Source organism: Methyloversatilis sp. XJ19-13, assembly GCF_024580155.1.
Lineage (GTDB): Bacteria > Pseudomonadota > Gammaproteobacteria > Burkholderiales > Rhodocyclaceae > Methyloversatilis.
This window is the reverse complement of the sequence record NZ_JANINH010000002.1, coordinates 84,013-106,229: the sequence shown is the minus strand read 5'-3', so window position 1 is coordinate 106,229 and position 22,217 is coordinate 84,013. Positions and strand designations below refer to the sequence as shown.

Genomic DNA, 22,217 nt, shown 5'->3' with positions numbered 1-22,217 from the left:
ATGACCACTTTCCTGTTCAGCGGTCACCTGATGGACCGTCCCGACCGCGCCACGCCGCGCTTTCCGCCAGCAATGGAGCCTGCGGCTGCGGCTGCGATCGCCGCCGCACTCGATCGGCACGGCGCAGGTGCCGGCGACATCGCGTTCAGTCAGGCCGCGTCGGGCGGTGACCTGCTGTTCCTGGAGGCGTGCTTCGAACGCGGAGTGAAACGCCACATCCTGCTGCCGTTCGACACCACCACCTTCGAACAGACCTCGGTCAGGCCGTCTCTGCACGGCGAACGCTGGGTCGAACGCTATCGCCGGGCACTTGCCGCACCCGGCGCAACGGTGCAGGAAATGCCGACAGCGCTCGGCCCGCTGACCGATGGCCACGATCCCTACGAAGCCTGCAATCTGTGGCTGGTCGACGAAGCGTTCGCGCATGCCGGCGGCGCACTGTGCTTCGTGTGCCTGTGGAATGGTGACGGTCCGGACGGCCCTGGCGGTACGGCTCATATGGTGGGCGAAGTCAGCAGGCACGGCGGCCTGATCGAGCACATCGACACGCGCCTGCTCGCCTGACGCGGATCCGCGAATCCGGGCTGGCGCAAGGGAAACAAGCGGGAACATTTCCCGGCGACCTTCGCATTAGCATGCAGGCCCTGCCCCGAACGGATTACCCGCATGAGTCTGCGCATCAGACTCACCCTCATCATTGCGTCGCTGATGACCTTGCTGGTCGTTGCCGACAGCGTGCGCAGGCTGTACGACGCCCACGATGACGCAGTCGCCGAGATGGAATCGGTGGCCCGGCTGGCGCACGCGCTGCTGCCCAGCGCGCTGTCGCCGCCGCCGATCGGCGTCAGCGCCGAAGCCCTTCTCGCGAGCATCCAGCTCACCCGGGAACTGAGCAGCCTGCGCCATCTGACGGTGGAAGTGCGGGCGGCGAGCGGTCAGCTGATATTGAGCTCGCGCAGCGGCCCGCAAAAATCGGCGCCCTTTGCGCTGGGCTGGATGGGCGAGCGTCTGCGCAGCCGCCCGCCGCTGCGCAAGGACATCAAGGTGGGCGAGCAGGTCATCGGCTACTACCTGCTGGTGCCCAATGCCGACGACGAACTGCGCGAAATCTGGAACGACTATGTCAAGCAGACATCGATGGTCGCCGCGATCGGCCTGCTTGCCTGCCTGATGGTGTTCTGGGCGGTCGGCCGCGCGCTGCATCCGCTGGGCAGCGTCATGCGTGCGCTGTCGGCGATCGGCGAGGGGCGGCTCAACGCGCGGCTTGAAAATGTCGGGCCGGGCGACCTGGCACCGCTGTCGGAATCGTTCAACAGCATGGCATCCACCCTTGAAGCGGCGGTCGACGAACGCGCGCGGCTGCTGCGCAAGCTGATCACGCACGAAGAAGAGATCCGCCATGCGCTCGCGCGCGACCTGCACGACGAGCTGAGTCCCTATCTGGTGGCGATCCACCCGCATGCACGGCTGCTGGCGGACGCCTGCGAAGGCAGGCCGGAACTGGCAGAACATCGAGAATCGGCACGCTGGATGTCGGAACAGGTCGGCCACATGCTGCGTCTGGTGCGCAATCTGCTCGAACACCTGCGCCCGCCCGACATCGAAGAACTGGGTCTGGGGCACGCGTTGCGCGAGCTGGGCAAGCAGCGCAGCCGCTGTGCCGATTCGGCCCAGGTGAATTTCGATCTGCACGAGGATCTGGGCCAGCTGTCGGCGATGCACGACATCACGCTGTACCGCATCGTGCAGGAGTGCATGACCAATACCGTCAAGCATGCGCGCTGCACCCGCATCGACATCCGGCTCGACATCGATCCCTCCGCAGGTCGGGTGTCGCTGCGTGTGCGTGACGATGGCGAACCGCGACCGCATGCCACACCCGAAAGTGGCTTCGGTCTGGTCGGCATGCGCGAACGCGCACTGGCGCTGGGCGGTGACTGCCGCGCCGGCCCGCGCCCCGAAGGTGGCTGGCAGGTCGATGCCTGGTTGCCGCTGAAAACTTCGCTACAGGAAAAAACATGAGCCTTCACAGCCCGATCCGCGTTCTGCTCGTCGACGACCATGCCGTCGTGCGCGCCGGTTACCGTCGCTTTCTCGAACACAACCGGGCCATGGAAGTGGTCGGCGAAGCCGGTACCTCCGACGAGGCCTATCAGCTGTTCCGCATGCTCAAGCCGGACGTGGTGGTGATGGACATTTCGCTGCCCGGTGCCAGCGGAATCGAAGCGACGCGCCGCATGCTGGCGCTGGACAACCGCGCCCGCGTGCTGATGTTCTCGATGCATGCGCAGCCTGCGTTTGCGCGCCAGGCACTGGAAGCCGGCGCGATCGGCTTCCTGACCAAGGACACCGAACCCGAAGCGCTGGTGCAGGCCGTGCTCGCCGCGGCGCAGGGGCGACGCACGCTCAGCCCGCGCGTGGCCGAACAGCTGGCGCTGGACAATGTGATGCCGGACGAAAAACGGCTCGACGTGCTGACGCCCCGCGAATTCGAAATCTGCCGCCTCCTGCTGGCCGGCATGTCGGTCGACGAAATCGCCGACGCGCTCAAGCTCAGTCCGAAGACGATCTCGAACCGCATGAGTGAAATCCGCCAGAAGCTCGACGTGCGCAGCGATGTCGAACTGGTGCGCCTGGCCACTGCCGCCGGACTGGTGCCGTGGGCGGCGCGACCGGACGCAGCAGGCGATTTCGGACAATGAGCGGACAATGACCGGTCAGCACGTCTGGCGCTGACGCACCTGTTCGAACAGGCAGACAGTTGCTGCCATGGCCACATTCAGCGACTCGGCTGCGCCGGGCATCGGAATACGTATCGCATCACTGGCCAGTGCGCTGATCGCCGGCGACAGCCCTGCGCCCTCATTGCCGAACAGCCATGCGACCGGTCCGCGCAGGTCCAGGGCATAGGGCGATATCTGCGCATCCAGCCGCGTCGCGACGACCTTGCCTGCGAAGCCGTGCAGTAGCTCGGCCACGTCGCAGTGTTCCCGGATGCGCAGGCTGAAATGGGCGCCCTGCCCGGCGCGCAGCACTTTCGGGCTCCAGGCCTGGGCGCAACCGGTGGTCAGCAGCACGTCCGCGACACCGGTCGCCCAGGCGGCGCGCAGCAGCGTGCCGAGGTTGCCGCTGTCCTGTACCGCGTCGAGCACCAGACAGTCACCGCACACCGGTCCGGAAGCTGCGCCGGGAATATCGATCAGGCCGAGCAGACCGGTCGGCGTGTCGGTCGGACTCAGTTCGTCGAACAGGCCGTCAGCCAGCAACAGCACTGCGTCGCCGTGCTCCGCCAGCAGCGCCGACACGTCCGGATGATGCAGGGCGCGTTCGGCAACGATGGCGAGCGACGGCCGGTGCCCGGCGTCCAGCGCACTGCGGAACAGATGCAGGCCGTCGATCAGTGTGCTTGCGGTTTCGCGCCGTTCTTTCGACGACGTGGCGAGCTTGCGCAACTGCTTGAACTGCGCGTTGTCGCGCGACTGGATGCGCTTCATCCGGCGACCAGCCAGCGCCCCAGCGTCGCCGTCGCGATGGTGACGAAACCCAGCACGGTGTTGAAGCCGACCAGCTTGCGGATCTGCGCCAGCGCGGCGCCGCCGGCCGGCCAGTCGGATGCGTCGACCGCACGCAGGAGCCGCCTGTACGGCGCGAAGAAGACGTGCATGAAAACGGCCATCATGACCAGACCCGCGGCCAGCATCAGATGCCAGTGCAGCGGCGCATCCTTCATGCCGACCGCCAGCATCATGATCAGACCACTGACAAGGATGACTGCGACGGCCGTCCATACCCACCGGAAGAAGCGGCCGAACACCGCGCGCCACAGACGCAGCCTGGCCGGCGGCTCAAGCTGGACCGCCGCGACCGGGCGCAGGCAGACATAGGCGAAGAACATGCCGCCGACCCAGATCGAGACGGCGGCGATGTGGAGGAACAACAACAGGGGTGTGGGTGACATGGCAGCGGATTCCGGTAACCGTCCGCCGCGGCGCAATACCGCGGACGGACAGCCGGCATCTTACCGCCGCCGGTCGATGCCGCCCGCGGCCTCAGGCCGCGGCGGCGGCTTCCGGCGCCGAATGCCGGATCAGGTAGTCGAATGCGCTGATTGCAGCCTTCGACCCCTCACCCATGGCGATGATGATCTGCTTGTACGGCACGGTGGTCACGTCACCGGCCGCGAACACGCTCGGAATCGACGTTTCGCAGCGGGCATCGATGTCGATTTCACCGTACCGGGTCAGCGTCATGGACGAACCCTTCAACCATTCGGTGTTCGGCACCAGACCGATCTGGATGAATACGCCTTCCAGATCGACATGGTTCAGCTCGCCGCTCGTGCGATCGATGTAGTTCAGGCCATTGACCTTCTTGTCATCACCGACGATGTCCTTGGTCTGCGCGTGCGTGATGACCTTGACGTTCGGCAGGCTGTGCAGCTTGCGCTGCAGCACGGCGTCGGCGCGCAACTGCTTGTCGAACTCGATCAGCGTCACGTGACCCACCACACCGGCCAGGTCGATCGCCGCCTCGACACCCGAATTGCCGCCACCGATGACGGCCACATTCTTGCCCTTGAACAGCGGACCGTCGCAATGCGGGCAGTAGGCCACGCCGTGATTGCGGTATTCGCGCTCGCCCGGCACGTTGATTTCGCGCCAGCGCGCACCGGTCGACAGGATGACCGAGCGACTCTTCAGCGTGGCACCGCTGGCCAGCGTCAGATGGATGTAACCGTCGCCCGAATCCGCTGCCGGCACGAGCTTTTCGACCCGCTGCAGGTTCATCACGTCGATGTCGTAGGCCTTGACGTGCTCTTCCAGCGCGGCGACCAGCTTGGGGCCTTCGGTTTCCTTCACCGAAATGAAGTTCTCGATGCCCAGCGTATCCATCACCTGACCGCCGAAGCGCTCCGCGACCAGCCCGGTGCGGATGCCCTTGCGCGCGGCGTAGATCGCCGCCGCCGTGCCGGCCGGTCCGCCGCCGACGACCAGCACGTCGAACGGTGCGCGCGCCGACACCTTTTCGGCTTCGCGCTCGGCGACCTTGGTGTCCAGCTTGGGCAGGATTTCCTCTATCGTCATGCGGCCCTGGCCGAAGTGCTTGCCGTTCAGGAAAATCATCGGAACTGCCATGATCTGGCGCTCTTCGACTTCCTTCTGGAACAGCGCGCCGTCGATCGTGACCGCGCTGACGCGCGGGTTCAGCACCGCCATCAGGTTGAGCGCCTGCACGACGTCCGGGCAGTTGTGGCAGGACAGGCTCATGAAGACTTCGAAGTGGAAGTCGGCGTCGAGCGCCTTGATCTGGTCGATCACTTCCTGTTCCACCTTCGGCGGATGCCCGCCCGCCTGCAGCAGCGCCAGCACCAGCGAGGTGAATTCATGGCCGAGCGGAATGGCGGCGAAGCGCAGCTTCATGTCGCCACCCTTGCGGTTGATCGAGAACGAGGGCTTGCGCTCGTCGTCGTCGCGCTGCTCGACCAGTGTGATCAGGTTCGACAGTTCGGCGATTTCCGCCAGCAGTGACTGCAGTTCGCGCGAAGCATCGCTGTCGTCCAGCGACGCCACCAGCTCTATCGGGTGGACAAGCTTCGTGAGGTAGGCCTGCAACTGGCCCTTGAGGGTGGCATCGAGCATGGTCTGTTCAGCTTCCTGTTTTCGGACTGACAAAATGAAACGCCCGGGCCAGGCGAATGAAACTCCTGGACCCGGGCGCGTGCAACGGTGAAGCTTTAGATCTTGCCGACCAGGTCAAGCGACGGGACCATCGACTGCGCGCCCGGCGTCCACTTGGCGGGGCAGACTTCGCCCGGGTGCGACGTCACGTACTGGGCAGCCTGCACCTTGCGCAGCAGTTCCTTCGCGTCACGGCCGATGCCGAGTTCGACGATTTCGGCCATGCGGATCTTGCCTTCCGGGTCGATCACGAAGGTGCCGCGCAGCGCCAGACCGGCTTCTTCGATCATCACATCGAAGTTGCGGGTGATGGCACCGGTCGGGTCACCGATCATCGGGTACTTGATCTTGCGGATGGTGTCCGACGCATCGGCCCAGCCCTTGTGCACGAAGTGCGTATCGGTCGAAACCGAATAGATTTCACATCCGATCTTCTGGAACTCGCCGTACATGTCGGCCAGGTCGCCCAGTTCGGTCGGGCACACGAATGTGAAGTCGGCCGGGTAGAACACGAATGCCGACCACTTGCCCTTCAGGTCTGCTTCGGTGATGTCTACAAACTTGCCGTTGTGGTAAGTGGTTGCCTTGAAGGGTTTAACGGTTGTTCCGACGAGGGACATCTGTATTCCTTTCTTTCTTCGTGGGTGGAGGAAAACTTCTTATTTTCTAACCGAGCAGACTAGATTTTAGACTCAATCTAAAACTTTTTCCACTCGTCACACACCGGCAGGATCAGCGCCTGCAGACACCCCGGATGACATGCCGGCCGAACCGCGGATCACATCCACAATTCGATTGTACCCAATATATAAACGCGTGCAGTAAAGCTTCATCCACACAACGCCACCGTCGCACGTTGGGGCACGCCCGACCTGAATCAAGACCTTCTCGAGAAAATCGGGTTCCGCAAAAGGTGATGATTCAAGTCGGGAAGCAGTGCCTGTTCCGGTTGGTGAACGCCACCAGCGACAGCATGACCGGTACTTCGACCAGCACGCCCACCACCGTTGCCAGAGCAGCGCCGGAGTGCAGGCCGAACAGCGAAATCGCCACTGCAACGGCCAGTTCGAAGAAATTCGAGGTGCCGATCAGGCAGGCCGGCGCGGCCACGCCATACGACAGCTTCATGCGACGGGCTGCGATGAAGGCAATGGCGAAGATGCCATAGGTCTGGATGATCAGCGGAATCGCGATCAGACCGATCACCAGCGGTTGTGCCCAGATCGTCTCCGCCTGGAAACCGAAAAGAAGCACGACCGTGGCCAGCAGACCGACGATGGAAGCCGGTTTCAGGCGGGCCACGAAACGCGCCAGCGCATCGCCTTCGCGCAGCACGCGTCGTGTCAGCACGCCGGCGACCAGCGGCAGCACCACATACAGCAGCGTCGACAGAAGCAGCGTTTCCCAAGGTACGGCCACATCGGTCACGCCGAGCAGGAAGGCCGCGATGGGCGCGAATGCAAACACCATGACCAGATCATTCACCGATACCTGCACCAGCGTGTAGGCGGGGTCACCCTTCGTCAGCTGGCTCCACACGAACACCATCGCCGTGCAGGGCGCGACACCGAGCAGGATCATGCCGGCGATGTATTCGGTGGCCGATTGCGGATCGACCCAGGGAGCAAACAGGTAACGGAAGAACAACACGCCGAGGGCCGCCATCGTGAAGGGTTTGACCAGCCAGTTGATGACCAGCGTGAGCACCAGACCCTGTGGCCTGCGACCGACATCGCGCACGGCTGCGAAGTCGATCTGGATCATCATCGGATAGATCATCACCCAGATGAGCACCGCGACCACCAGATTCACGTGCGCAAATTCCAGCGCAGCAACCGACTCGAAGGCACGCGGCGCCAACAGACCGAGGCCCACGCCCGCCACGATGCACGCCGCCACCCAGACGCTCAGCCAACGTTCGAACAATCCCATGGCGTGGCCTCAGCGATCGGCCAGACTGCGCGCGGTCTGTTCAAGGCGAAGCGCATCCAGCCGTTCAGCCGGGAGCGCAACCAGTATTTCGAGCCGACGACGAATCAACGCCATCGTGTCGCGGAAGGCCATCAGCCTTGCCGCATCCGGACCGGTCGCGGCGGACGGATCGGCATAGCCCCAGTGGGCAGTTGCCGGATGGCCCGGCCAGACCGGGCACAGTTCGCCCGCTGCGCTGTCGCACACCGTGATGATGAGGTCCATCTGCGGCGCACCGGGTTCGGCGAAGGTGTCCCAACTTTTGCTGCGCACACCGGTCGTGTCCACGCCCGCTTCGGCCAGCGCCTGCAGCGCAAACGGATTCACCCGTCCCGACGGCTGGCTGCCGGCCGAAAAGGCGCGGAAACGCCCGCCACCCAGATGGTTCAGCAGGCACTCGGCGAGTACACTGCGCGCCGAATTGTGGGTGCACAGGAACAGTACGTTCAGTGGCGCCCCCATGTCAGCAGCACCCGGAACCGGACGACTTGACACCGATGGCGAGCGGCTTGCCGCGCGTGACCGGCACTTTGGGCGCGCAGCAGGCGGCGGCCGCTTCAGCGGCCACCACAGCCGGTGCTTCGTTGAACACCGGGATGTCACCCAGCGTATGGAAGTGCTCCCACGCAATACCCTGCGGATCGGTGATCCAGTGCTTTTCGCTGCGCGCGTAACAGCAGCTGGTGGCCCCTTCGTCCAGCAGCGCCATGTCGGCCGCTTCGGCGCTTGCCTTCATCGCTGCGAGTTCGGCCGGATCGTCGGTCTGGATGCCCAGATGGTCGACCCCGGGCTGGCTGCCGCGGGTGGAAATCGCGAAATTGACCGGCGGGTCTTCCAGCATCCATTTGGCGTAGTCCGCTTCGTGGCGAGCGGGTTGCGCGGAAAAGAGCTGGTTGTAGAAGGCAATGCTCCGATCGAGGTCATCAACGTGCAGATGGACGTGAAAGCGCTTCATGGCGGACTCCGTTTAACAGGTTCTGCAGACAGGCGCTGCCGGTTCGGCACAGGACGCGCCGCGGCAGCAGTTTTCGGTCAGATAGCCAAGCAACGCGTTCATCTGCGCGTAGTCGGCGCGATAGACCAGATGGCGGCCCTCGCGCGTCGGAACGATCAGCCCGGCGTGACTCAACTCCTTCAGGTGAAAGGACAGCGTGGTCGGAGCGACGCCCAGCGCCTCGGCCAGTGCACCGGGCGTCATGCCGTCGGGTCCGGCGACGACTAGGGCGCGAAAGACGCGCAGGCGGATCTCCTGCGCCAGCGCCGACAGCGAGCGGATGACCTTCTGTTCTTCCATTATTCAATAATACTTGAATTATTAAACCGAGCAAGAAGCGGCGCCAGTCAGACGCTGCGCCGGGTCGAAACCGGTTGCACCATCGCGGTCTTACCATCGCGGTTATACCCTGCTGTTCCGCCTGCATGCACACTGCGCACTGACGCGCGACCACACCCGACACCGATGAAGACCCGATGAAAACCGCCCGCACCGACATTCCAGCCTACATCACGAAGGACGGCTCGCAGATCCGCGAACTGATGCACCCTTCACTGCACGGCGGGCGCGCACAAAGCCTGGCCGAAGCGACCATCCCTGCCGGCACGCGCACCCTGCTGCATCGGCACGGCGTGACCGAAGAGCTGTATCACGTAACTGCTGGCCAGGGCTGCATGACGCTGGGCGAGGCGCGTTTCGACGTGGCGGCAGGAGACACCGTACTCATTGCCCCCGGCACACCGCATTGCATCGAAGCCAATGGCGCCGGGGCGCTGGTCATACTGTGCTGCTGCAGTCCGGCGTACGCGCATGCCGACACCGAACTGCTGGAAGGCAGCGTGTCATGAACGGCAATCTGTTCGACCGCTTGCCCACAGGCACGCTGCAAGCGGAGCGCATCGACACGCTGTGTGCCCGGCCCGGCGTGCGCATCGAGCGCATCGTGTCGAACGGCCAGAGCAGCCCGCCCGGATTCTGGTACGACCAGCCGGACGACGAATGGGTGGCGTTGCTGAGTGGCTCGGCGGTACTGCGCTTTGCCGACGAAGACGTCCCGCGCGTACTTCGGCCCGGCGACTGGATATTCATTGCCGCCCATCGCCATCACCGCGTGGCCAGCACCGATGCCGATGTCGCCTCGGTCTGGCTGGCCGTGCATCTGGGGCCGCCGGACTGAGCGGCGTCAGCCAGCCTTCCCAAGCAGGTCGACAATCTCCTGCACAGTCAGCACCTTGCCGACCGATACCAGCTTTTCGTCGATCACCAGCGCCGGCGTCGACATGACGCCGTGGGCGGCGATGTCGGCGAAGTCGGTCACCTTGACGATGTCCGCCTGCTGGCCTCGAGCATCGAGTGCCTTGCGCGTGTTGTCGGCCAGTTCGATGCACTTGCGGCACCCGCTGCCCAGTACCTTGATGATCATGTGCGTCTCCTCGATGAAGCCTCAGACGAATGCGCCCGCGAAAGCATTGAACAGAAATCCGATCAGCATGATGCCGCTGGCCACGATGCCGACGAACACTGCCAGCAGCGGCGCACGGATGACGCGCTTGAGCATGATGATGGCGGGCAGCGACAGCGCGGTGACCGACATCATGAATGCCAGCGCCGTACCCAGCCCCACGCCGCGCACCACCAGCGCCTCGGCGATCGGCAGCGTGCCGAAGATGTCGGCATACATCGGCACACCGATCAGCGTGGCCAGCGGCACCGACCATGGTTTGTCCTGACCGAGCATTCCATTGATCAGGTTCCCGGGAATCCAGTTGTGGATCGCGGCGCCGATGCCGACGCCGATCAGGATGTAAAGCCAGACCCGGCGAACGATATCGATGACCTGATCACGCGCGAACAGCAGGCGCTCGCGAATTCGCGGCTCGCTTTCGTCAAGCTGGATGACCGGGCTGTTGAACACGAAAGGTTCTATATGGCGCTCCATTCCGGCACGGCTGATCAGCGTGCCGCCGATCACCGCAAGGACGACACCGACGGTCACGTAAGCGATCGCGATCGGCCAGTTGAAAATGCTCGCCAGCAGGATCACCGACGCCAGATCGACCAGCGACGAGGAAATGAGAAAGGAGAAAGGAGAACGTGACACCGATCGGCAGGCCTGCGCTGGTGAAGCCGATGAACAACGGGATTGAAGAACAGGAACAGAAAGGTGTCACCGTTCCCAGCAGTGCCGCCAGAACGTTCCCTCTCACACCGGTGAAGCGGCCGAGGATGCGCCGCGTGCGTTCCGGTGGAAAGTGGCTCTGCACATATGAAATGGCAAAGATGAGCACGGCCAGCAGGATGAATATCTTGACCGTGTCGTAGATGAAGAAATGCACGCTGCCGCCGATTCGGCCGCTGACCGGCAGGCCCATACCCTGCTCCACCAGTTGGTGAACCAGTTCCGACAGCCATTGCATGCGCAGCAACTGGTCATCGAGCCAGCCGAAAACGTTCACGGGGCGAAAAGGCAGCAAAGCATGCACTGCATGCTAGTCCGATGCAGCATGCTCTGGTTGTGCGGGGTCAACAACCAGGCCGGCTGAACCGGAAGGCCGGTCAGTCAGGCGAACCGAAGTCCAGCGCGCACTGCGCCACCGGCGCAAAGCTTCGTCGATGGATCGGCGAAGGCCCGTGCGCGCGCAGTGCGGCGAGATGTTCCGGTGTGGGATAGCCCTTGTGGCGCGCGATGCCGTACTGCGGGTAGAGCGCTGCCAGCGCCATCATTTCGTGATCGCGGCCCGTCTTCGCGAGGATGGATGCGGCGGAAATGACCGGCTCGGAAGCGTCGCCGCCGACGATGGCGCGCGCCGGCACGACCAGCCCGGTTGGCACGCGGTTGCCGTCGATCAGCACTTCGTCCGGCAGCACACCCAGCCCTTCGACAGCTCGCCGCATGGCCAGCATGGTGGCGTGCAGGATGTTCAGGCGGTCGATTTCCTCGACCGTCGCCACGCCCACAGCCCAGGCCAGCGCGCGCTCGCGGATCAGCGGCGCCAGCGCCTCGCGCTTCCTTTCGGACAGTTTCTTGGAGTCGTTCAGGCCGTCGATCGGCCGCGCCGGGTCGAGGATGACCGCCGCCGCATAGACCGGCCCGCACAGCGGTCCCCGGCCCGCTTCATCGACGCCGGCGGCCTTCCAATCGACGATGCCGGTCACGGGACGGCCGCGGGCAGGTGCGGCAGGATGGCCGCCGCTGCACGCGCCGCCGTGCCCTGCCGCAGCGCGATGTGAATGCGTTCGAATTCGGCGATTTGCACATCGCGCGCCGCGTCGTCGTTGAGCAGGGTATCGATTACATCCGCCAGTTCGCGTGGTGTGGCCGCGTCCTGCAAACGTTCCGGCACGACGAAGCGCCCGGCCATGATGTTGGGCAGGCTGCCCCAGGGCTGGTAGGCCATGCGCTTCATGATCTGCCAGCTCAACGGGTGCATGCGGTAGGCCATCACGTGTGGCGCGCGACACAGGGCGGCCTCAAGCGTCGCGGTGCCACTGGCCACCAGTGCGGCGTCGCAGGCCATCAGCGCGTCGCGCGCATGACCGAACAGGATGGTGATCGGCAGCTCCGTGGCCTTGCAAGTCCACAGCGCCTGTTCGAACAGGGCTCGCGTCTCGCGTGTGGCCAGCGGCACAAGGAAGCGCAGCTCCGGATGGCGCTCGTGCAGCAGCCGTGCAGTCTCGATCCAGACGGTCGCGTGATAGCGCAACTCCGACTGCCGGCTGCCCGGCAACAACGCGACGATGCGGGCATCCTGCGGCAGCGCAAGCCGCTCGCGGGCGTCGAAACGCTGTGGCAGCGGAGATATTTCGTCGGCAAAGGGGTGGCCGACATAACTCACCGGCACGCCCTCCTTTTCGTAAAGTGCCGGCTCGAAGGGGAACAGGCACAGCATGCGCGACACGCTGCGCGCGATGCCCTTGATGCGTCCCCCTCGCCAAGCCCAGATCGACGGGCTGACGTAATGGATCGCGGGCACCCCGGCATCGCGCAGGCGGCGCTCCAGCCACAGGTTGAAGTCCGGCGCATCGACACCTATGAAGGCGGCCGGCCGCGTCTGAAGGAGGCGGGCGAGCAGCGCGCGGCGGATGCCCGACAACTCGCGATAGTGCCGCAGCACCTCGAAATAGCCGCGCACCGACAGCTTTTCTGCAGGCCACCAGGCGTCGAAGCCGACGGAACCCATGCGCGGGCCTCCAATGCCGACGAAATCGATATCCGGCCGGACGTCGCGCAGCGCCTTGATCAGGTGCGCGGCCAACTGGTCACCGGATGCCTCGCCGGCGACCATGGCCACCGTGATGCGGGCAGACATTATCGGATGATGCCGCGACCGCCGGAAGCGAGGAAGTCGGACAGTACTGCGACTTCGGGGGTCGCTTTCGCCGCCTCGGCGATGGCCGCCCTGGCGTCATCCAGGCTCAGTCCTTCGCGGTAAAGCGTCTTGTAGGCGCGCTTGATTGCCGAGATGGCGTCACTGCTGTAGCCGCGGCGACGCAGGCCTTCGCTGTTGATGCCGTGCGGTGTTGCCGGCACGCCGTTGGCCAGCACGAAAGGCGGCACGTCCTGCAGCACGCTGGAATGAACACCGCAGAAGCTGTGTGCCCCCACGCGCACGAACTGGTGCACGCCGGTGAAGCCGCCAAGAATGACCCAGTCACCCACATGCACGTGGCCGGCAAGCGCGGTGTTGTTGGCCATGATCGTGTGGCTGCCGACCTGGCAGTCGTGCGCCACATGTACATAGGCCATGATCCAGTTGTCGTCGCCGACCCGGGTGACGCCGACATCCTGCGTGGTGCCGCAATTCATCGTCACGTACTCGCGCAGGGTGTTGCGGTCGCCAATCTCGAGGCGCGTCGGTTCGCCGGCGTATTTCTTGTCCTGCGGATCGCCGCCGATCGAGCAGAACGGGTGGATCTGGTTGTCGTGCCCGATACGCGTGTGGCCGGCGATCACCACGTGCGGATGCACGCGCGTGCCTGCGCCGATCTCGACATGCGGGCCGATCACGCAGTAAGCGCCGATGTCGACACCGTCAGCCAGCTGCGCATCGGGATCGACAATGGCGGTCGGATGGACGTTGACAGCCATCAGCTGGGCCGAACCGCACAGAGCAGATCACACTCGGTCACGACCTGCCCATCCACCTTGGCGCGGGCGTTGTACTTCCAGATGCCGCGCGAATGGCGGATCAGGTCGACTTCAAGGATGAGCTGGTCGCCCGCCATGACCGGCTTCTTGAAACGCGTGTTGTCGACGCCGCACAGGTAATAGACCGAGTCGGCGTCAGGCGTCGTGCCCAGCGTTTCGAAGGACAGAATGGCAGCGGCCTGGGCCAGCGCTTCGATGATCAGCACCCCCGGCATGACCGGATGGTTCGGAAAGTGCCCCGGGAAGAACGGCTCGTTGATGGTGACGTTCTTCAGCGCGTGGATGAACTTGTTCGCCTCGACGGCGAGCACCCGGTCCACCAGCAGGAACGGGAAGCGGTGCGGGAGCGACTTCAGCACCGCGTGGATGTCCATGGATTTCAAGTCAGTCTTCCTTGCTGCTTTGCAGTGATTCGATCTGGCGCTCGAGCGCACGCAGCCGCTCGGCCATGGCGTCGAGCTGGCGGATGCGGACGAAGTTGCGCGACCACTCGGCGTGTTCCATCGACGGCAGCGAACCCGTATAGACACCGGGCTTGCCGATGGACTTGCTGGCGAAGCTGACTGCCGACACGACCACGTCGTCGACGATGTCGATGTGACCCATGATGTTCGACGAGCCGCCTATCATGCATCGCTTGCCGATGTGCGTGCTGCCGGCCACGCCGGAACAGGCCGCCATGGCCGTGTGCTCGCCGATGTGCACGTTGTGTGCGATCTGGATCAGGTTGTCGAGCTTCACACCGTCGCCGATCACCGTATCGTCCAGCGCACCGCGATCGATGGTCGTATTGGCGCCGACTTCCACATCGTTGCCGATGAGCACACGCCCGATCTGCGGAATCTTCACCCAGCTCGCGTCGGTCTCGCGCGCGAAACCGAAACCGTCGGCGCCTATCACCGCACCGGAATGCAGGATGCAGCGCTGACCGATGACCGAACGCGGATAAAGCGTGACGCGCGCATGCAGCCGGCTTCCGGCGCCGATCGTACAGCCTTCGCCGACCACCGATCCTGCGCCGATGGACACGCCAGGTCCGATGAAGGCGCCTGCCCCGACCACCGCCCCCGCGGCGACCTCTGCGCTGTCATCGACGTGCGCGGTGACATCGACCGAGGCATCGGGGTGGATGCCTGCGCACACGGCAGGCTCCGGGTTCAGCAGTTGCGCGACGCGCGCGAAATACAGCGCCGGATTGCGAACACGGATGTGGGGTCGATCGAGACTTTCACCATCGGTCGGCGATACGATGAATGCACCGCCACGGCTTGAATCCAGCGCGCTGCGATATTTCGCACCGGCCATGAAGGCGATCTGCTGCGGCCCCGCGGTGTCGAGTGATGCCACCTGTTCGATCAACAGCTCGGGGTCACCGTGCAGCGTGCCGCCAAGTTGCTCGACCAGGGCGCCAAGTCGGGCTGGCATGGGCCGTTACTTGCCCGGAGGGGGATCTGCAAGCGCCTTCAACACCTTTTCGGTGATGTCGATACGCTGACTGCGATACACCACTTCCTGAAAGATGATGTCGTACTTCTCGGCTTCAGCAATGACCTTGATGGCCTTGTTCGCGCGATCCAGAACACTGGCCAGTTCTTCGTTGCGCCGCTGATTCAGGTCTTCACGGTATTCGCGCTCGCGCCGCTGCATGTCACGGGTGAGATCGTTGAATTCGCGTTCCTTCGCCCGTTTGTCGCTCTCGGACAAGGTGACCGCATTCTTTTCCATGGTCTGCTGCATCGACTGCAGTTGCTTGGCCAGCTTTTCAAGTTCCTGGCTGCGCTTCTCGAATTCCTTTTCCAGCTTCTTCTGCGAGCGGACAGCCGGCGCTGCTTCGCGCAGGATACGTTCCGTATCGACGAAGCCGATCTTCACATCCGTTTCGGCATGCGCGGTCTTCGTCAAACCTATCATCGCCAGTGAAATCAATGCGATAAAGGCGAAACGTGAGAAAGTGCTTGACCTGTTCATTCGTGGTAGTCGAGGTTCAGAAAGTACTGCCGAGCTGGAACTGGAAGCGCTGGAGGCGATCCGTGGGTTCCTTGTTGAGAGGTTGCGCAATGCTGAACTTCAACGGCCCCATGGGTGAGCTCCATGCCACGGAAAGGCCCGCACTATAGCGCAAATCGCCCAGGCTCAGCGAGTCGCCGGAGGCCCAGACCTGGCCCGCATCAACGAAGGTGCCGAACCGCAGCGTCTTGTCCTGCGAGCCGGGCAACGGGAACAGAAGTTCCGCGTTGCCGACGATGCGTCGATTGCCGCCTATGGTGTTGAACAGGATGTTGCCTGCCGCATCGCGATCGCGTTCGCCGAGTGACGAGGTCTGGAAACCGCGCACCGAACCGATGCCGCCCGCGAAGTAGTTCTTGTAGAACGGCAGCGGCTTGTCGCTGTAACCATCGCCGTAGCCCACATCGCCATTGAGCATCAGGACGAAATCCCAGAACAGCGGGAAGTAGCGCTGGTGCTGGTAGGACGCCTTGAAATAACGCAGCGAACCCGGCGGCAGCGACACTTCGACGTTCACCCGCTGCGTCGACCCCTTGGTCGGGTAGATCACGCTGTCGCGCGTATCGCGCGCCCAGCCTATCGTGCCCACCAGCGAGGTGTTCGAATCGCCGAACTCGTTGACGAAGTCCAGGTAGCGCTGCGGGCTGTTGCTGAAGGTGTCGATGCTGGTCTGGTCGACGGCGAGACCGAAATTGATGCGATCGTCCTCGCGGATCGGAAAACCCCAGCGCAGTCCCGCCCCGACCGACGAGGTGCGGTAATTGCCGATGCGCAGACGCGACGGATCGACGTTGCGCAGATACACATCGAAACCGCGCGATATGCCGTCCGGCGTGTAGTACGGATCGGTGAAGGACAGCGAATACGTCTTGTTGATGCTGCCGCTGTTCAGGCCGAGCGACAGCGACTTGCCGCTACCGAACAGGTTCTGCTGCGACACCGAAGTGGACAGGATCAGGTTTTCCGAACTGGAGAAGCCGGCGCCGAACGCCAGATTGCCGGTCGGCTTTTCCTTCACTGTCAGATTGACATCGACCTGGTCGGTCGTCCCCGCGACCGCAGGCGTTTCGACGGTGACGCCATCGAAGTAGCCCAGGCGGTCCACCCGCGATTTTGAGCGGTTGATCCGCTCGCCGTCGTACCAGGCGCCTTCCATCTGGCGGAACTCGCGCCGCACCGCCTCGTCGCGGGTCTTGGTGTTGCCGGCGACGTTGATCCGTCGCACATAGACGCGGCGGCCCGGATCCACGAATACGTTGAACGACACGGTGCGCTTTTCGCGATCCGGTTCCGGCACCGCGTTGACGTTGGCGAAGGCGTAGCCGTCGTTGCCCAGGCGATCACTGATCGCCTTGGTCGTTTCGGTCAGCTTCTTGCGCGAGAAATCCTCGCCTGCATTCAACTTGACCAGGCCCCGCAATTCTGCTTCGGGAATCAGCAACTCGCCCGAAAGTTTGACGCCGCCGACGGTGTACTTTTCGCCTTCGGTGATCGAAATCGTGATGTAGATGTCCTGCTTGTCCGGCGTGATCGACACCTGCGTCGAGTCGACGTTGAACTCGAGATAACCGCGGTCGAGATAGTGGCTGCGCAACGTTTCGACGTCGGCGCTCAGCTTCTGGCGCGAGTACTGATTGTTCTTGTTGTACCAGCTGAGCCAGTCGCCGGTGCTCTGGCTCAGCAGCTTCAGCAGGTCCTTCTCCTTGAAGGACTTCGCACCGACGATGTTGATCTGCTTGATCTTGGCTGCAGCCCCCTCGTTGATTTCGAAGGTGACCGCGACGCGGTTGCGTTCCAGCGGCGTCGTCGTCGTCTTGACGTCAACTGAATACAGCCCGCGCGTCAGGTACTGCCGCTTCATTTCCTGCTCTGACCGCTCGAGCACGCTGCGGTCGAGAATGCGCGATTCGGCGAGACCGAAGTCCCGCATGGCCTTCTTGATCGTGTCCTTGTCGAATTCCTTCATGCCGACGAATTCGAGCGACGCAATGGCCGGCCGTTCGTCCACGACCACGACCAGCACATCACCTTCGACTTCGACCCGCACGTCCTTGAAGAAACCGGTCGCGAACAATGCCTTGATGGCTTCTGCCGCCTTGTCTTCGGTGAATTTTTCGCCGACCTTCACCGGCAGGTAACTGAATACCGTGCCCGCTTCGGTGCGCTGGATGCCTTCGACCCGGATGTCCCGCACCACGAAGGGTTCGAAGGCGAACGCATGAGCCGACAACAATCCCGCGAGCAGGGCGGGAAGCAAAAACTTGCGCATGGGGGATTTCAGCGGGCAGTCAACCGAAAAGCCGATTGATATCGTTGTAGAAGGCGAACGCCATGAGCATCAGCAGCAAGGCCAGACCGATCTGCTGGCCGATTTCCATGACTCTTTCAGACACCGGGCCGCCCTTGATAAATTCGACCGTATAGTACATCAAGTGCCCACCGTCCAGCAGCGGCACGGGCAGCAGGTTCAGCACGCCCAGACTGATGCTGATGAGGGCGATGAACTTGATGTAATGCAGCGCGCCCATGGCGGCAGACTGGCCTGCATAGTCGGCAATCGTCACCGGTCCGCTGAGGTTTTTCCACGACAGGTCGCCGGTGATCATGCGGCCGAACGCCTTGAGGCTGAACAGCGCCGTATCCCAGGTCTGCGTGACCGCAAGGCCGAACGATTCGATCACACCGTGTTGCGCCGTGACGAACAGCCGCTCGCGCAGTCCTTCCGGTGTTTCGGGTGTCACGCCGAGCCGGCCGAAACGCTGGCCGCCCTCCTCCACCGCGACCACATCGGCACTCAGATCAAGTGCGACGCCATCGCGCAGCACCCGGACCACCACCACGCGACCACCCAGTTCGCGGACAATGCCGACCATGGAAGCCCAGCCATCGACCGGCTTGCCGTCGATCGCAACGATGCGGTCACCCGGTCGCATGCCGGCCTTGCCGGCGGCACTGCCGTCGGCAACCGTTGCGACGACAGGATCGATGCGCGGCCGGAACAGCGTCAGACCGGCGCGCTCCATCAGACTGGCATCCACCTCGGATCCGATGCCTGACAGATCGATGCGCCGGCTGTTGATTTCGTTGCGCTCGCTGATCGTTTCCATCACCAGCGTGCCACCCTGAAGCGCTGCCTGCGCAACACTCCAGCGCAGGTCCTGAGCGGACACGATGTCCTTGCCGTTGATCGAACGCACCAGTTCGCCTTCGGTCACGCCGGCCACCGCCGCTGGCGTGCCGGCCACCGGTGCCGCGAGCAGCGGGCGAAGCTCTTCCATGCCGTTGATGAACAGGCCCCAGTAGATCAGGATGGCCAGCAGGAAATTGGCGATCGGCCCGGCCGCAACGATGGCGAAACGGCGTCCCACGCTCTGCCTGTTGAAGGCACGCGGAAGCTCCGACGCCGCGACCTCGCCTTCGCGTTCGTCCAGCATCTTGACGTAACCACCGAGCGGAAACAGCGCCAGCACCCACTCGGTCTGGTCCGGACCGAAGCGACGCGACAGCAGCGGCCGGCCGAAGCCGACCGAAAAACGCAGCACCTTGACGCCGCACAGACGGGCGATGCTGTAGTGGCCCAACTCGTGCACCGTGATGAGGATGCCCAGCGCCAGGACAAAGGCGCTGGCGTAGAAGAACGGACTCAAGTGCGCGCCCTGATGGCGCGCTGCGCCGTCTGGCGAGCAGCGGCGTCGGCGGCAAAAACGTCGTCGAGTGTGGTGGCAGGCATGTCGGGCAGCGTATCCAGGGTTTCGGCGATCACGTCCGCTATGGCACGGAAACCGAGCCGACGTTCCAGGAAAGCGGCGACCGCCACTTCATTGGCGGCATTCAGTACCGCCGGTGTGCCCTGTCCGGCGGCCAGCGCGGCGAACGCCAGCCGGAGGCAGGGAAAGCGGTCCAGATCCGGGCGTTCGAACACGAGGTTGGCCGACATGGCCAGATCGAGCGCGCCGACCCCGGACTCGATGCGTTCCGGCCAGGCCAGCGCATGCGCAATCGGGGTGCGCATGTCCGGATTGCCCATCTGCGCGAGTACCGAGCCGTCGACGTATTCGACCATCGAATGCACGATGCTCTGCGGGTGGATCACCACATCAATGCGCTCGGCGGGCGTGTCGAACAACCAGTGCGCTTCGATCACCTCGAGGCCCTTGTTCATCATGGTCGCCGAATCGACCGAAATCTTGCGCCCCATTTCCCAGTTCGGGTGGGCACACGCCTGATCCGGCGTCACGTGGTCGAGCTGATCGATCGGCGTACAGCGGAACGGTCCGCCCGATGCCGTCAGCAGGACGCGTCGCACACCGGCCCTGCCCTGCGTCGGCATGCATTGGAAAACCGCGTTGTGCTCGCTGTCGATCGGCAGCAGCGTGGCGCCATTCGATGCCACCTCGTGCATGAACACCGCCCCGCACATGACCAGGCTTTCCTTGTTGGCCAGCAGGATGCGCTTGCCCGAACGCGCGGCCGCCAGCGTCGGACGCAAGCCGGCCGCACCGACGATGGCCGCCATGACGGTATCGACCTCGGGCAGCGCAGCGATCAGTTCGAGTGCTTCGCTGCCATGCATGACTTCGGTCGACACCCGCCCCGCCAACATGCCGCGCAAGGCGCTGGCCGCATCAGCGTCCGCCACCACGGCGACCTTCGGTGCAAAGGCGAGGCATTGTTCGGCCAGCTTGTCGATCTGGCGATGACCCGACAGCGCCACCACCTCGAAACGATCGGGGTGCCGCGCCACGACATCCAGCGTGCTGACGCCGATCGATCCGGTGGCGCCGAGTATGGTCAGTCTGCGCATCACGTCTGCGCTCCGGGAAGTAGGTTGAGCAGGGCAAAACCGATCAGTGGCAGCGTTGCGGTCAGGCTGTCGACGCGATCGAGTACGCCGCCATGACCGGGCAGTAGCTGACTGCTGTCCTTTATGCCGGCCTGGCGTTTCATCATCGACTCGAACAGGTCACCGACGATGCTGACCGCGGTCAGCAGCAGCAGTATCACCGACCAGACCAGCCACGCGGGCGTGTCGGCTTCGGTAAAGAGTAGAGGCTTTATCGCCAGACCATAGCATTGCACGGCGATCACCGCGCCGAAGGCGCCTTCCCAGGTCTTGCCCGGGCTGATTGCCGGCGCAAGCTTGTGCCGGCCATACGCTCGACCGGTGAAATAGGCGGCGATGTCGGCGATCCACACCACGGCCATCAGCAACAGCAGCGGCACGAGACCCTGCGCACGCAGCTGTATGAGCGCCAGCGCAGGCGGCAGCAACACGACCACACCGGTCAGCGCCATCCAGAAGGCCGACGGACGCCCGCCGCGCCACATCCATGCCGGGACGACCACCAGCCAGAATGCGATGGCGAGCGCGTGCAGGGCAGAGAGCGGACGCGTCGCATCCGGCAGCACGCCGGTCGGACCGAAGGCAAACGTTGCGGCGGCGGCAACGAGCAGGAAGGTGATCACGCCGGAACCGATGGCACTGCCGGGGGCAAGACCGCTCAGACGTCCCCACTCCCAGCCGGCGAGACCCAGGATGAGCGCCACCAGCCAGCCCCAGGCGGTCAGATCGAGCAAGGTCAGCGCGGCGTAAAGACCTGCCAGCAATGCGATGGCGGTCAGTACCCGCTGCTTAAGCATGCCGGCCGACCGCGCCGAGCGCGGCTGCGGTGGCAGCCTGCACCTGTTCGCTGGTGCGTCCGAAACGACGTTCGCGCTGCTGGAACGACGCAATGGCTTCGTCAATGGCCGAACCATTGAATTCCGGCCACAGCTTGTCGGTGAAATACAACTCTGTGTAAGCCAGTTGCCAGAGCAGGAAATTGCTGATGCGCTGCTCGCCGCCGGTGCGGATGAACAGGTCGGGTTCCGGCGCATAAGCCATCGCCAGATGCGGGGTCAGATCGCTCTCGACGAAACCTTCGCGCCGCGACGGATTGGCCTTCAGCATGCGCTCCGTCGCCTGCAGTATGTCCCAGCGGCCGCCGTAATTTGCGGCGACCGTGAGATTGAGTCCGGTATTGCCGGCAGTCAGCGCTTCGGCGCTGCGGATCATGTCGATCAGTTTGGGTTCGAAGCGCGACAGGTCACCGATGACACGCAGTCGTATCGAATTCTCGTGCAGGCGGACGACTTCTTCTTCCAGTGCGCGCACGAACAACTGCATCAGGAAGCTCACCTCTTCCGGCGGACGGCGCCAGTTTTCCGAGCTGAACGCGAACAACGTGAGGTAGCCGACGCCGCGCTCGGCGCAGCGCGACACCACTGCGCGCACCGCTTCGACCCCCTTGCGGTGCCCGGCCACCCGCGGCATGAAGCGGCGGCGCGCCCACCGGCCATTGCCGTCCATGATGATGGCGATGTGTTGCGGAACCGGCAGGTTGCCGCCGTCGACCGGCTTGCTGGAGCGCGAGGACAC

General features: G+C 64.0%; 26 protein-coding genes and 1 pseudogene. 5 read left to right on the top strand and 22 right to left on the bottom strand.

Annotated features, from left to right (window positions below; translation table 11 throughout):
* From NMQ14_RS03055 to NMQ14_RS03045, 3 genes are all read left to right on the top strand, one after another.
* The gene (locus NMQ14_RS03055) at window positions 1-564 is read left to right on the top strand and encodes a hypothetical protein (protein WP_257093394.1); all 564 of its coding nucleotides are present in this window, start codon (window positions 1-3) and stop codon (window positions 562-564) included.
* A 102-nt stretch (window positions 565-666) separates the two neighbouring features.
* Window positions 667-2,022: an ATP-binding protein gene (locus NMQ14_RS03050; RefSeq protein WP_257093393.1), complete on the top strand. Its 1,356-nt coding sequence runs from the start codon at window positions 667-669 to the stop codon at window positions 2,020-2,022.
* Window positions 2,019-2,702: a response regulator transcription factor gene (locus tag NMQ14_RS03045; RefSeq protein ID WP_257093392.1), complete on the top strand. Its 684-nt coding sequence runs from the start codon at window positions 2,019-2,021 to the stop codon at window positions 2,700-2,702. The genes NMQ14_RS03050 and NMQ14_RS03045 overlap by 4 nt, the downstream gene beginning before the upstream one ends.
* 15 nt (window positions 2,703-2,717) lie before the next feature.
* Here NMQ14_RS03045 and NMQ14_RS03040 read toward each other — a convergent pair whose 3' ends face one another.
* From NMQ14_RS03040 to NMQ14_RS03005, 8 genes are all read right to left on the bottom strand, one after another.
* Window positions 2,718-3,494: an RNA methyltransferase gene (locus tag NMQ14_RS03040; protein ID WP_257093391.1), complete on the bottom strand. Its 777-nt coding sequence runs from the start codon at window positions 3,492-3,494 to the stop codon at window positions 2,718-2,720.
* On the bottom strand, window positions 3,491-3,958 hold the full coding sequence (locus tag NMQ14_RS03035; RefSeq protein WP_257093390.1) for a DUF4149 domain-containing protein: 468 nt from the start codon (window positions 3,956-3,958) through the stop codon (window positions 3,491-3,493). Before NMQ14_RS03035 ends, NMQ14_RS03040 begins: the two co-directional genes overlap by 4 nt.
* Before the next feature lie 91 nt (window positions 3,959-4,049).
* The gene (gene ahpF / locus NMQ14_RS03030) at window positions 4,050-5,639 is read right to left on the bottom strand and encodes an alkyl hydroperoxide reductase subunit F (protein WP_257093388.1); all 1,590 of its coding nucleotides are present in this window, start codon (window positions 5,637-5,639) and stop codon (window positions 4,050-4,052) included.
* Window positions 5,640-5,734: 95 nt separating this feature from the next.
* Complete coding sequence (gene ahpC, locus NMQ14_RS03025; protein WP_257081736.1) at window positions 5,735-6,298, bottom strand: alkyl hydroperoxide reductase subunit C; 564 nt, start codon at window positions 6,296-6,298, stop codon at window positions 5,735-5,737.
* A gap of 301 nt (window positions 6,299-6,599) precedes the next feature.
* On the bottom strand, window positions 6,600-7,610 hold the full coding sequence (gene arsB, locus NMQ14_RS03020) for an ACR3 family arsenite efflux transporter (protein ID WP_257093387.1): 1,011 nt from the start codon (window positions 7,608-7,610) through the stop codon (window positions 6,600-6,602).
* 9 nt (window positions 7,611-7,619) lie between these two features.
* On the bottom strand, window positions 7,620-8,111 hold the full coding sequence (locus NMQ14_RS03015) for an arsenate reductase ArsC (protein WP_257093386.1): 492 nt from the start codon (window positions 8,109-8,111) through the stop codon (window positions 7,620-7,622).
* Window position 8,112: 1 nt separating this feature from the next.
* Window positions 8,113-8,604, bottom strand: a complete 492-nt coding sequence (locus NMQ14_RS03010; protein WP_257093385.1) for an ArsI/CadI family heavy metal resistance metalloenzyme — start codon at window positions 8,602-8,604, stop codon at window positions 8,113-8,115.
* A 12-nt stretch (window positions 8,605-8,616) separates the two neighbouring features.
* Window positions 8,617-8,943, bottom strand: a complete 327-nt coding sequence (locus NMQ14_RS03005) for a helix-turn-helix transcriptional regulator (protein WP_257093384.1) — start codon at window positions 8,941-8,943, stop codon at window positions 8,617-8,619.
* Window positions 8,944-9,119: 176 nt separating this feature from the next.
* On the opposite strand from NMQ14_RS03005, the gene NMQ14_RS03000 reads away from it, so the two are divergent.
* Complete coding sequence (locus tag NMQ14_RS03000; protein WP_257093383.1) at window positions 9,120-9,491, top strand: cupin domain-containing protein; 372 nt, start codon at window positions 9,120-9,122, stop codon at window positions 9,489-9,491.
* The gene (locus NMQ14_RS02995) at window positions 9,488-9,820 is read left to right on the top strand and encodes a cupin domain-containing protein (protein ID WP_257093382.1); all 333 of its coding nucleotides are present in this window, start codon (window positions 9,488-9,490) and stop codon (window positions 9,818-9,820) included. Before NMQ14_RS03000 ends, NMQ14_RS02995 begins: the two co-directional genes overlap by 4 nt.
* Before the next feature lie 6 nt (window positions 9,821-9,826).
* Here the strand turns inward: NMQ14_RS02995 and NMQ14_RS02990 are convergent, their stop codons facing one another.
* The 14 genes and pseudogenes from NMQ14_RS02990 to uppS all read right to left on the bottom strand — a co-directional run bounded on the left by NMQ14_RS02990 (window position 9,827) and on the right by uppS (window position 22,217).
* On the bottom strand, window positions 9,827-10,066 hold the full coding sequence (locus tag NMQ14_RS02990) for a thioredoxin family protein (RefSeq protein ID WP_257093381.1): 240 nt from the start codon (window positions 10,064-10,066) through the stop codon (window positions 9,827-9,829).
* Window positions 10,067-10,087: 21 nt separating this feature from the next.
* On the bottom strand, window positions 10,088-10,744 hold the full coding sequence (locus NMQ14_RS02985; RefSeq protein WP_257093380.1) for a permease: 657 nt from the start codon (window positions 10,742-10,744) through the stop codon (window positions 10,088-10,090).
* A gap of 52 nt (window positions 10,745-10,796) precedes the next feature.
* Window positions 10,797-11,015 (bottom strand): annotated as a pseudogene (locus tag NMQ14_RS19820) (permease); the annotation flags it as partial.
* A gap of 184 nt (window positions 11,016-11,199) precedes the next feature.
* A complete protein-coding gene (rnhB, locus tag NMQ14_RS02975) occupies window positions 11,200-11,799 on the bottom strand; it encodes a ribonuclease HII (protein WP_257093378.1) in 600 nt (199 codons plus the stop codon).
* Complete coding sequence (gene lpxB, locus NMQ14_RS02970) at window positions 11,796-12,953, bottom strand: lipid-A-disaccharide synthase (protein ID WP_257093376.1); 1,158 nt, start codon at window positions 12,951-12,953, stop codon at window positions 11,796-11,798. The genes rnhB and lpxB overlap by 4 nt, the downstream gene beginning before the upstream one ends.
* Window positions 12,953-13,732: an acyl-ACP--UDP-N-acetylglucosamine O-acyltransferase gene (gene lpxA, locus NMQ14_RS02965; RefSeq protein ID WP_257093374.1), complete on the bottom strand. Its 780-nt coding sequence runs from the start codon at window positions 13,730-13,732 to the stop codon at window positions 12,953-12,955. The genes lpxB and lpxA overlap by 1 nt, the downstream gene beginning before the upstream one ends.
* Window positions 13,732-14,166: a 3-hydroxyacyl-ACP dehydratase FabZ gene (fabZ, locus tag NMQ14_RS02960; RefSeq protein ID WP_257093884.1), complete on the bottom strand. Its 435-nt coding sequence runs from the start codon at window positions 14,164-14,166 to the stop codon at window positions 13,732-13,734. The genes lpxA and fabZ overlap by 1 nt, the downstream gene beginning before the upstream one ends.
* 10 nt (window positions 14,167-14,176) lie before the next feature.
* Window positions 14,177-15,217 carry a UDP-3-O-(3-hydroxymyristoyl)glucosamine N-acyltransferase gene (lpxD, locus tag NMQ14_RS02955; RefSeq protein ID WP_257093372.1) on the bottom strand — a complete coding sequence of 347 codons (1,041 nt, stop codon included), beginning with the start codon at window positions 15,215-15,217 and terminating at the stop codon, window positions 14,177-14,179.
* Between the two features lie 6 nt (window positions 15,218-15,223).
* A complete protein-coding gene (locus NMQ14_RS02950; RefSeq protein WP_257093370.1) occupies window positions 15,224-15,703 on the bottom strand; it encodes an OmpH family outer membrane protein in 480 nt (159 codons plus the stop codon).
* Between the two features lie 73 nt (window positions 15,704-15,776).
* Complete coding sequence (gene bamA, locus NMQ14_RS02945; RefSeq protein WP_257093368.1) at window positions 15,777-18,068, bottom strand: outer membrane protein assembly factor BamA; 2,292 nt, start codon at window positions 18,066-18,068, stop codon at window positions 15,777-15,779.
* 19 nt (window positions 18,069-18,087) lie between these two features.
* Window positions 18,088-19,446 carry an RIP metalloprotease RseP gene (gene rseP / locus NMQ14_RS02940; RefSeq protein WP_257093366.1) on the bottom strand — a complete coding sequence of 453 codons (1,359 nt, stop codon included), beginning with the start codon at window positions 19,444-19,446 and terminating at the stop codon, window positions 18,088-18,090.
* Window positions 19,443-20,603, bottom strand: coding sequence for a 1-deoxy-D-xylulose-5-phosphate reductoisomerase (gene ispC, locus NMQ14_RS02935; RefSeq protein WP_257093883.1), 1,161 nt, complete (start codon window positions 20,601-20,603; stop codon window positions 19,443-19,445). The genes rseP and ispC overlap by 4 nt, the downstream gene beginning before the upstream one ends.
* Window positions 20,603-21,439, bottom strand: a complete 837-nt coding sequence (locus tag NMQ14_RS02930) for a phosphatidate cytidylyltransferase (RefSeq protein ID WP_257093363.1) — start codon at window positions 21,437-21,439, stop codon at window positions 20,603-20,605. Before NMQ14_RS02930 ends, ispC begins: the two co-directional genes overlap by 1 nt.
* Window positions 21,432-22,217 carry a polyprenyl diphosphate synthase gene (gene uppS, locus NMQ14_RS02925; RefSeq protein WP_257093361.1) on the bottom strand — a complete coding sequence of 262 codons (786 nt, stop codon included), beginning with the start codon at window positions 22,215-22,217 and terminating at the stop codon, window positions 21,432-21,434. Before uppS ends, NMQ14_RS02930 begins: the two co-directional genes overlap by 8 nt.

Bases quoted from the DNA above. Each gene is read 5' to 3' on its own strand.
- NMQ14_RS03055 (WP_257093394.1), top strand. From the start codon at position 1: ATGACCACTTTCCTGTTCAGCGGTCACCTGATGGACCGTCCCGACCGC.
- NMQ14_RS03050 (WP_257093393.1), top strand. From the start codon at position 667: ATGAGTCTGCGCATCAGACTCACCCTCATCATTGCGTCGCTGATGACC.
- NMQ14_RS03045 (WP_257093392.1), top strand. From the start codon at position 2,019: ATGAGCCTTCACAGCCCGATCCGCGTTCTGCTCGTCGACGACCATGCC.
- NMQ14_RS03040 (WP_257093391.1), bottom strand. From the start codon at position 3,494: ATGAAGCGCATCCAGTCGCGCGACAACGCGCAGTTCAAGCAGTTGCGC.
- NMQ14_RS03035 (WP_257093390.1), bottom strand. From the start codon at position 3,958: ATGTCACCCACACCCCTGTTGTTGTTCCTCCACATCGCCGCCGTCTCG.
- ahpF (WP_257093388.1), bottom strand. From the start codon at position 5,639: ATGCTCGATGCCACCCTCAAGGGCCAGTTGCAGGCCTACCTCACGAAG.
- ahpC (WP_257081736.1), bottom strand. From the start codon at position 6,298: ATGTCCCTCGTCGGAACAACCGTTAAACCCTTCAAGGCAACCACTTAC.
- arsB (WP_257093387.1), bottom strand. From the start codon at position 7,610: ATGGGATTGTTCGAACGTTGGCTGAGCGTCTGGGTGGCGGCGTGCATC.
- NMQ14_RS03015 (WP_257093386.1), bottom strand. From the start codon at position 8,111: ATGGGGGCGCCACTGAACGTACTGTTCCTGTGCACCCACAATTCGGCG.
- NMQ14_RS03010 (WP_257093385.1), bottom strand. From the start codon at position 8,604: ATGAAGCGCTTTCACGTCCATCTGCACGTTGATGACCTCGATCGGAGC.
- NMQ14_RS03005 (WP_257093384.1), bottom strand. From the start codon at position 8,943: ATGGAAGAACAGAAGGTCATCCGCTCGCTGTCGGCGCTGGCGCAGGAG.
- NMQ14_RS03000 (WP_257093383.1), top strand. From the start codon at position 9,120: ATGAAAACCGCCCGCACCGACATTCCAGCCTACATCACGAAGGACGGC.
- NMQ14_RS02995 (WP_257093382.1), top strand. From the start codon at position 9,488: ATGAACGGCAATCTGTTCGACCGCTTGCCCACAGGCACGCTGCAAGCG.
- NMQ14_RS02990 (WP_257093381.1), bottom strand. From the start codon at position 10,066: ATGATCATCAAGGTACTGGGCAGCGGGTGCCGCAAGTGCATCGAACTG.
- lpxB (WP_257093376.1), bottom strand. From the start codon at position 12,953: ATGTCTGCCCGCATCACGGTGGCCATGGTCGCCGGCGAGGCATCCGGT.
- lpxA (WP_257093374.1), bottom strand. From the start codon at position 13,732: ATGGCTGTCAACGTCCATCCGACCGCCATTGTCGATCCCGATGCGCAG.
- fabZ (WP_257093884.1), bottom strand. From the start codon at position 14,166: ATGGACATCCACGCGGTGCTGAAGTCGCTCCCGCACCGCTTCCCGTTC.
- lpxD (WP_257093372.1), bottom strand. From the start codon at position 15,217: ATGCCAGCCCGACTTGGCGCCCTGGTCGAGCAACTTGGCGGCACGCTG.
- NMQ14_RS02950 (WP_257093370.1), bottom strand. From the start codon at position 15,703: ATGATAGGTTTGACGAAGACCGCGCATGCCGAAACGGATGTGAAGATC.
- bamA (WP_257093368.1), bottom strand. From the start codon at position 18,068: ATGCGCAAGTTTTTGCTTCCCGCCCTGCTCGCGGGATTGTTGTCGGCT.
- ispC (WP_257093883.1), bottom strand. From the start codon at position 20,603: ATGCGCAGACTGACCATACTCGGCGCCACCGGATCGATCGGCGTCAGC.
- NMQ14_RS02930 (WP_257093363.1), bottom strand. From the start codon at position 21,439: ATGCTTAAGCAGCGGGTACTGACCGCCATCGCATTGCTGGCAGGTCTT.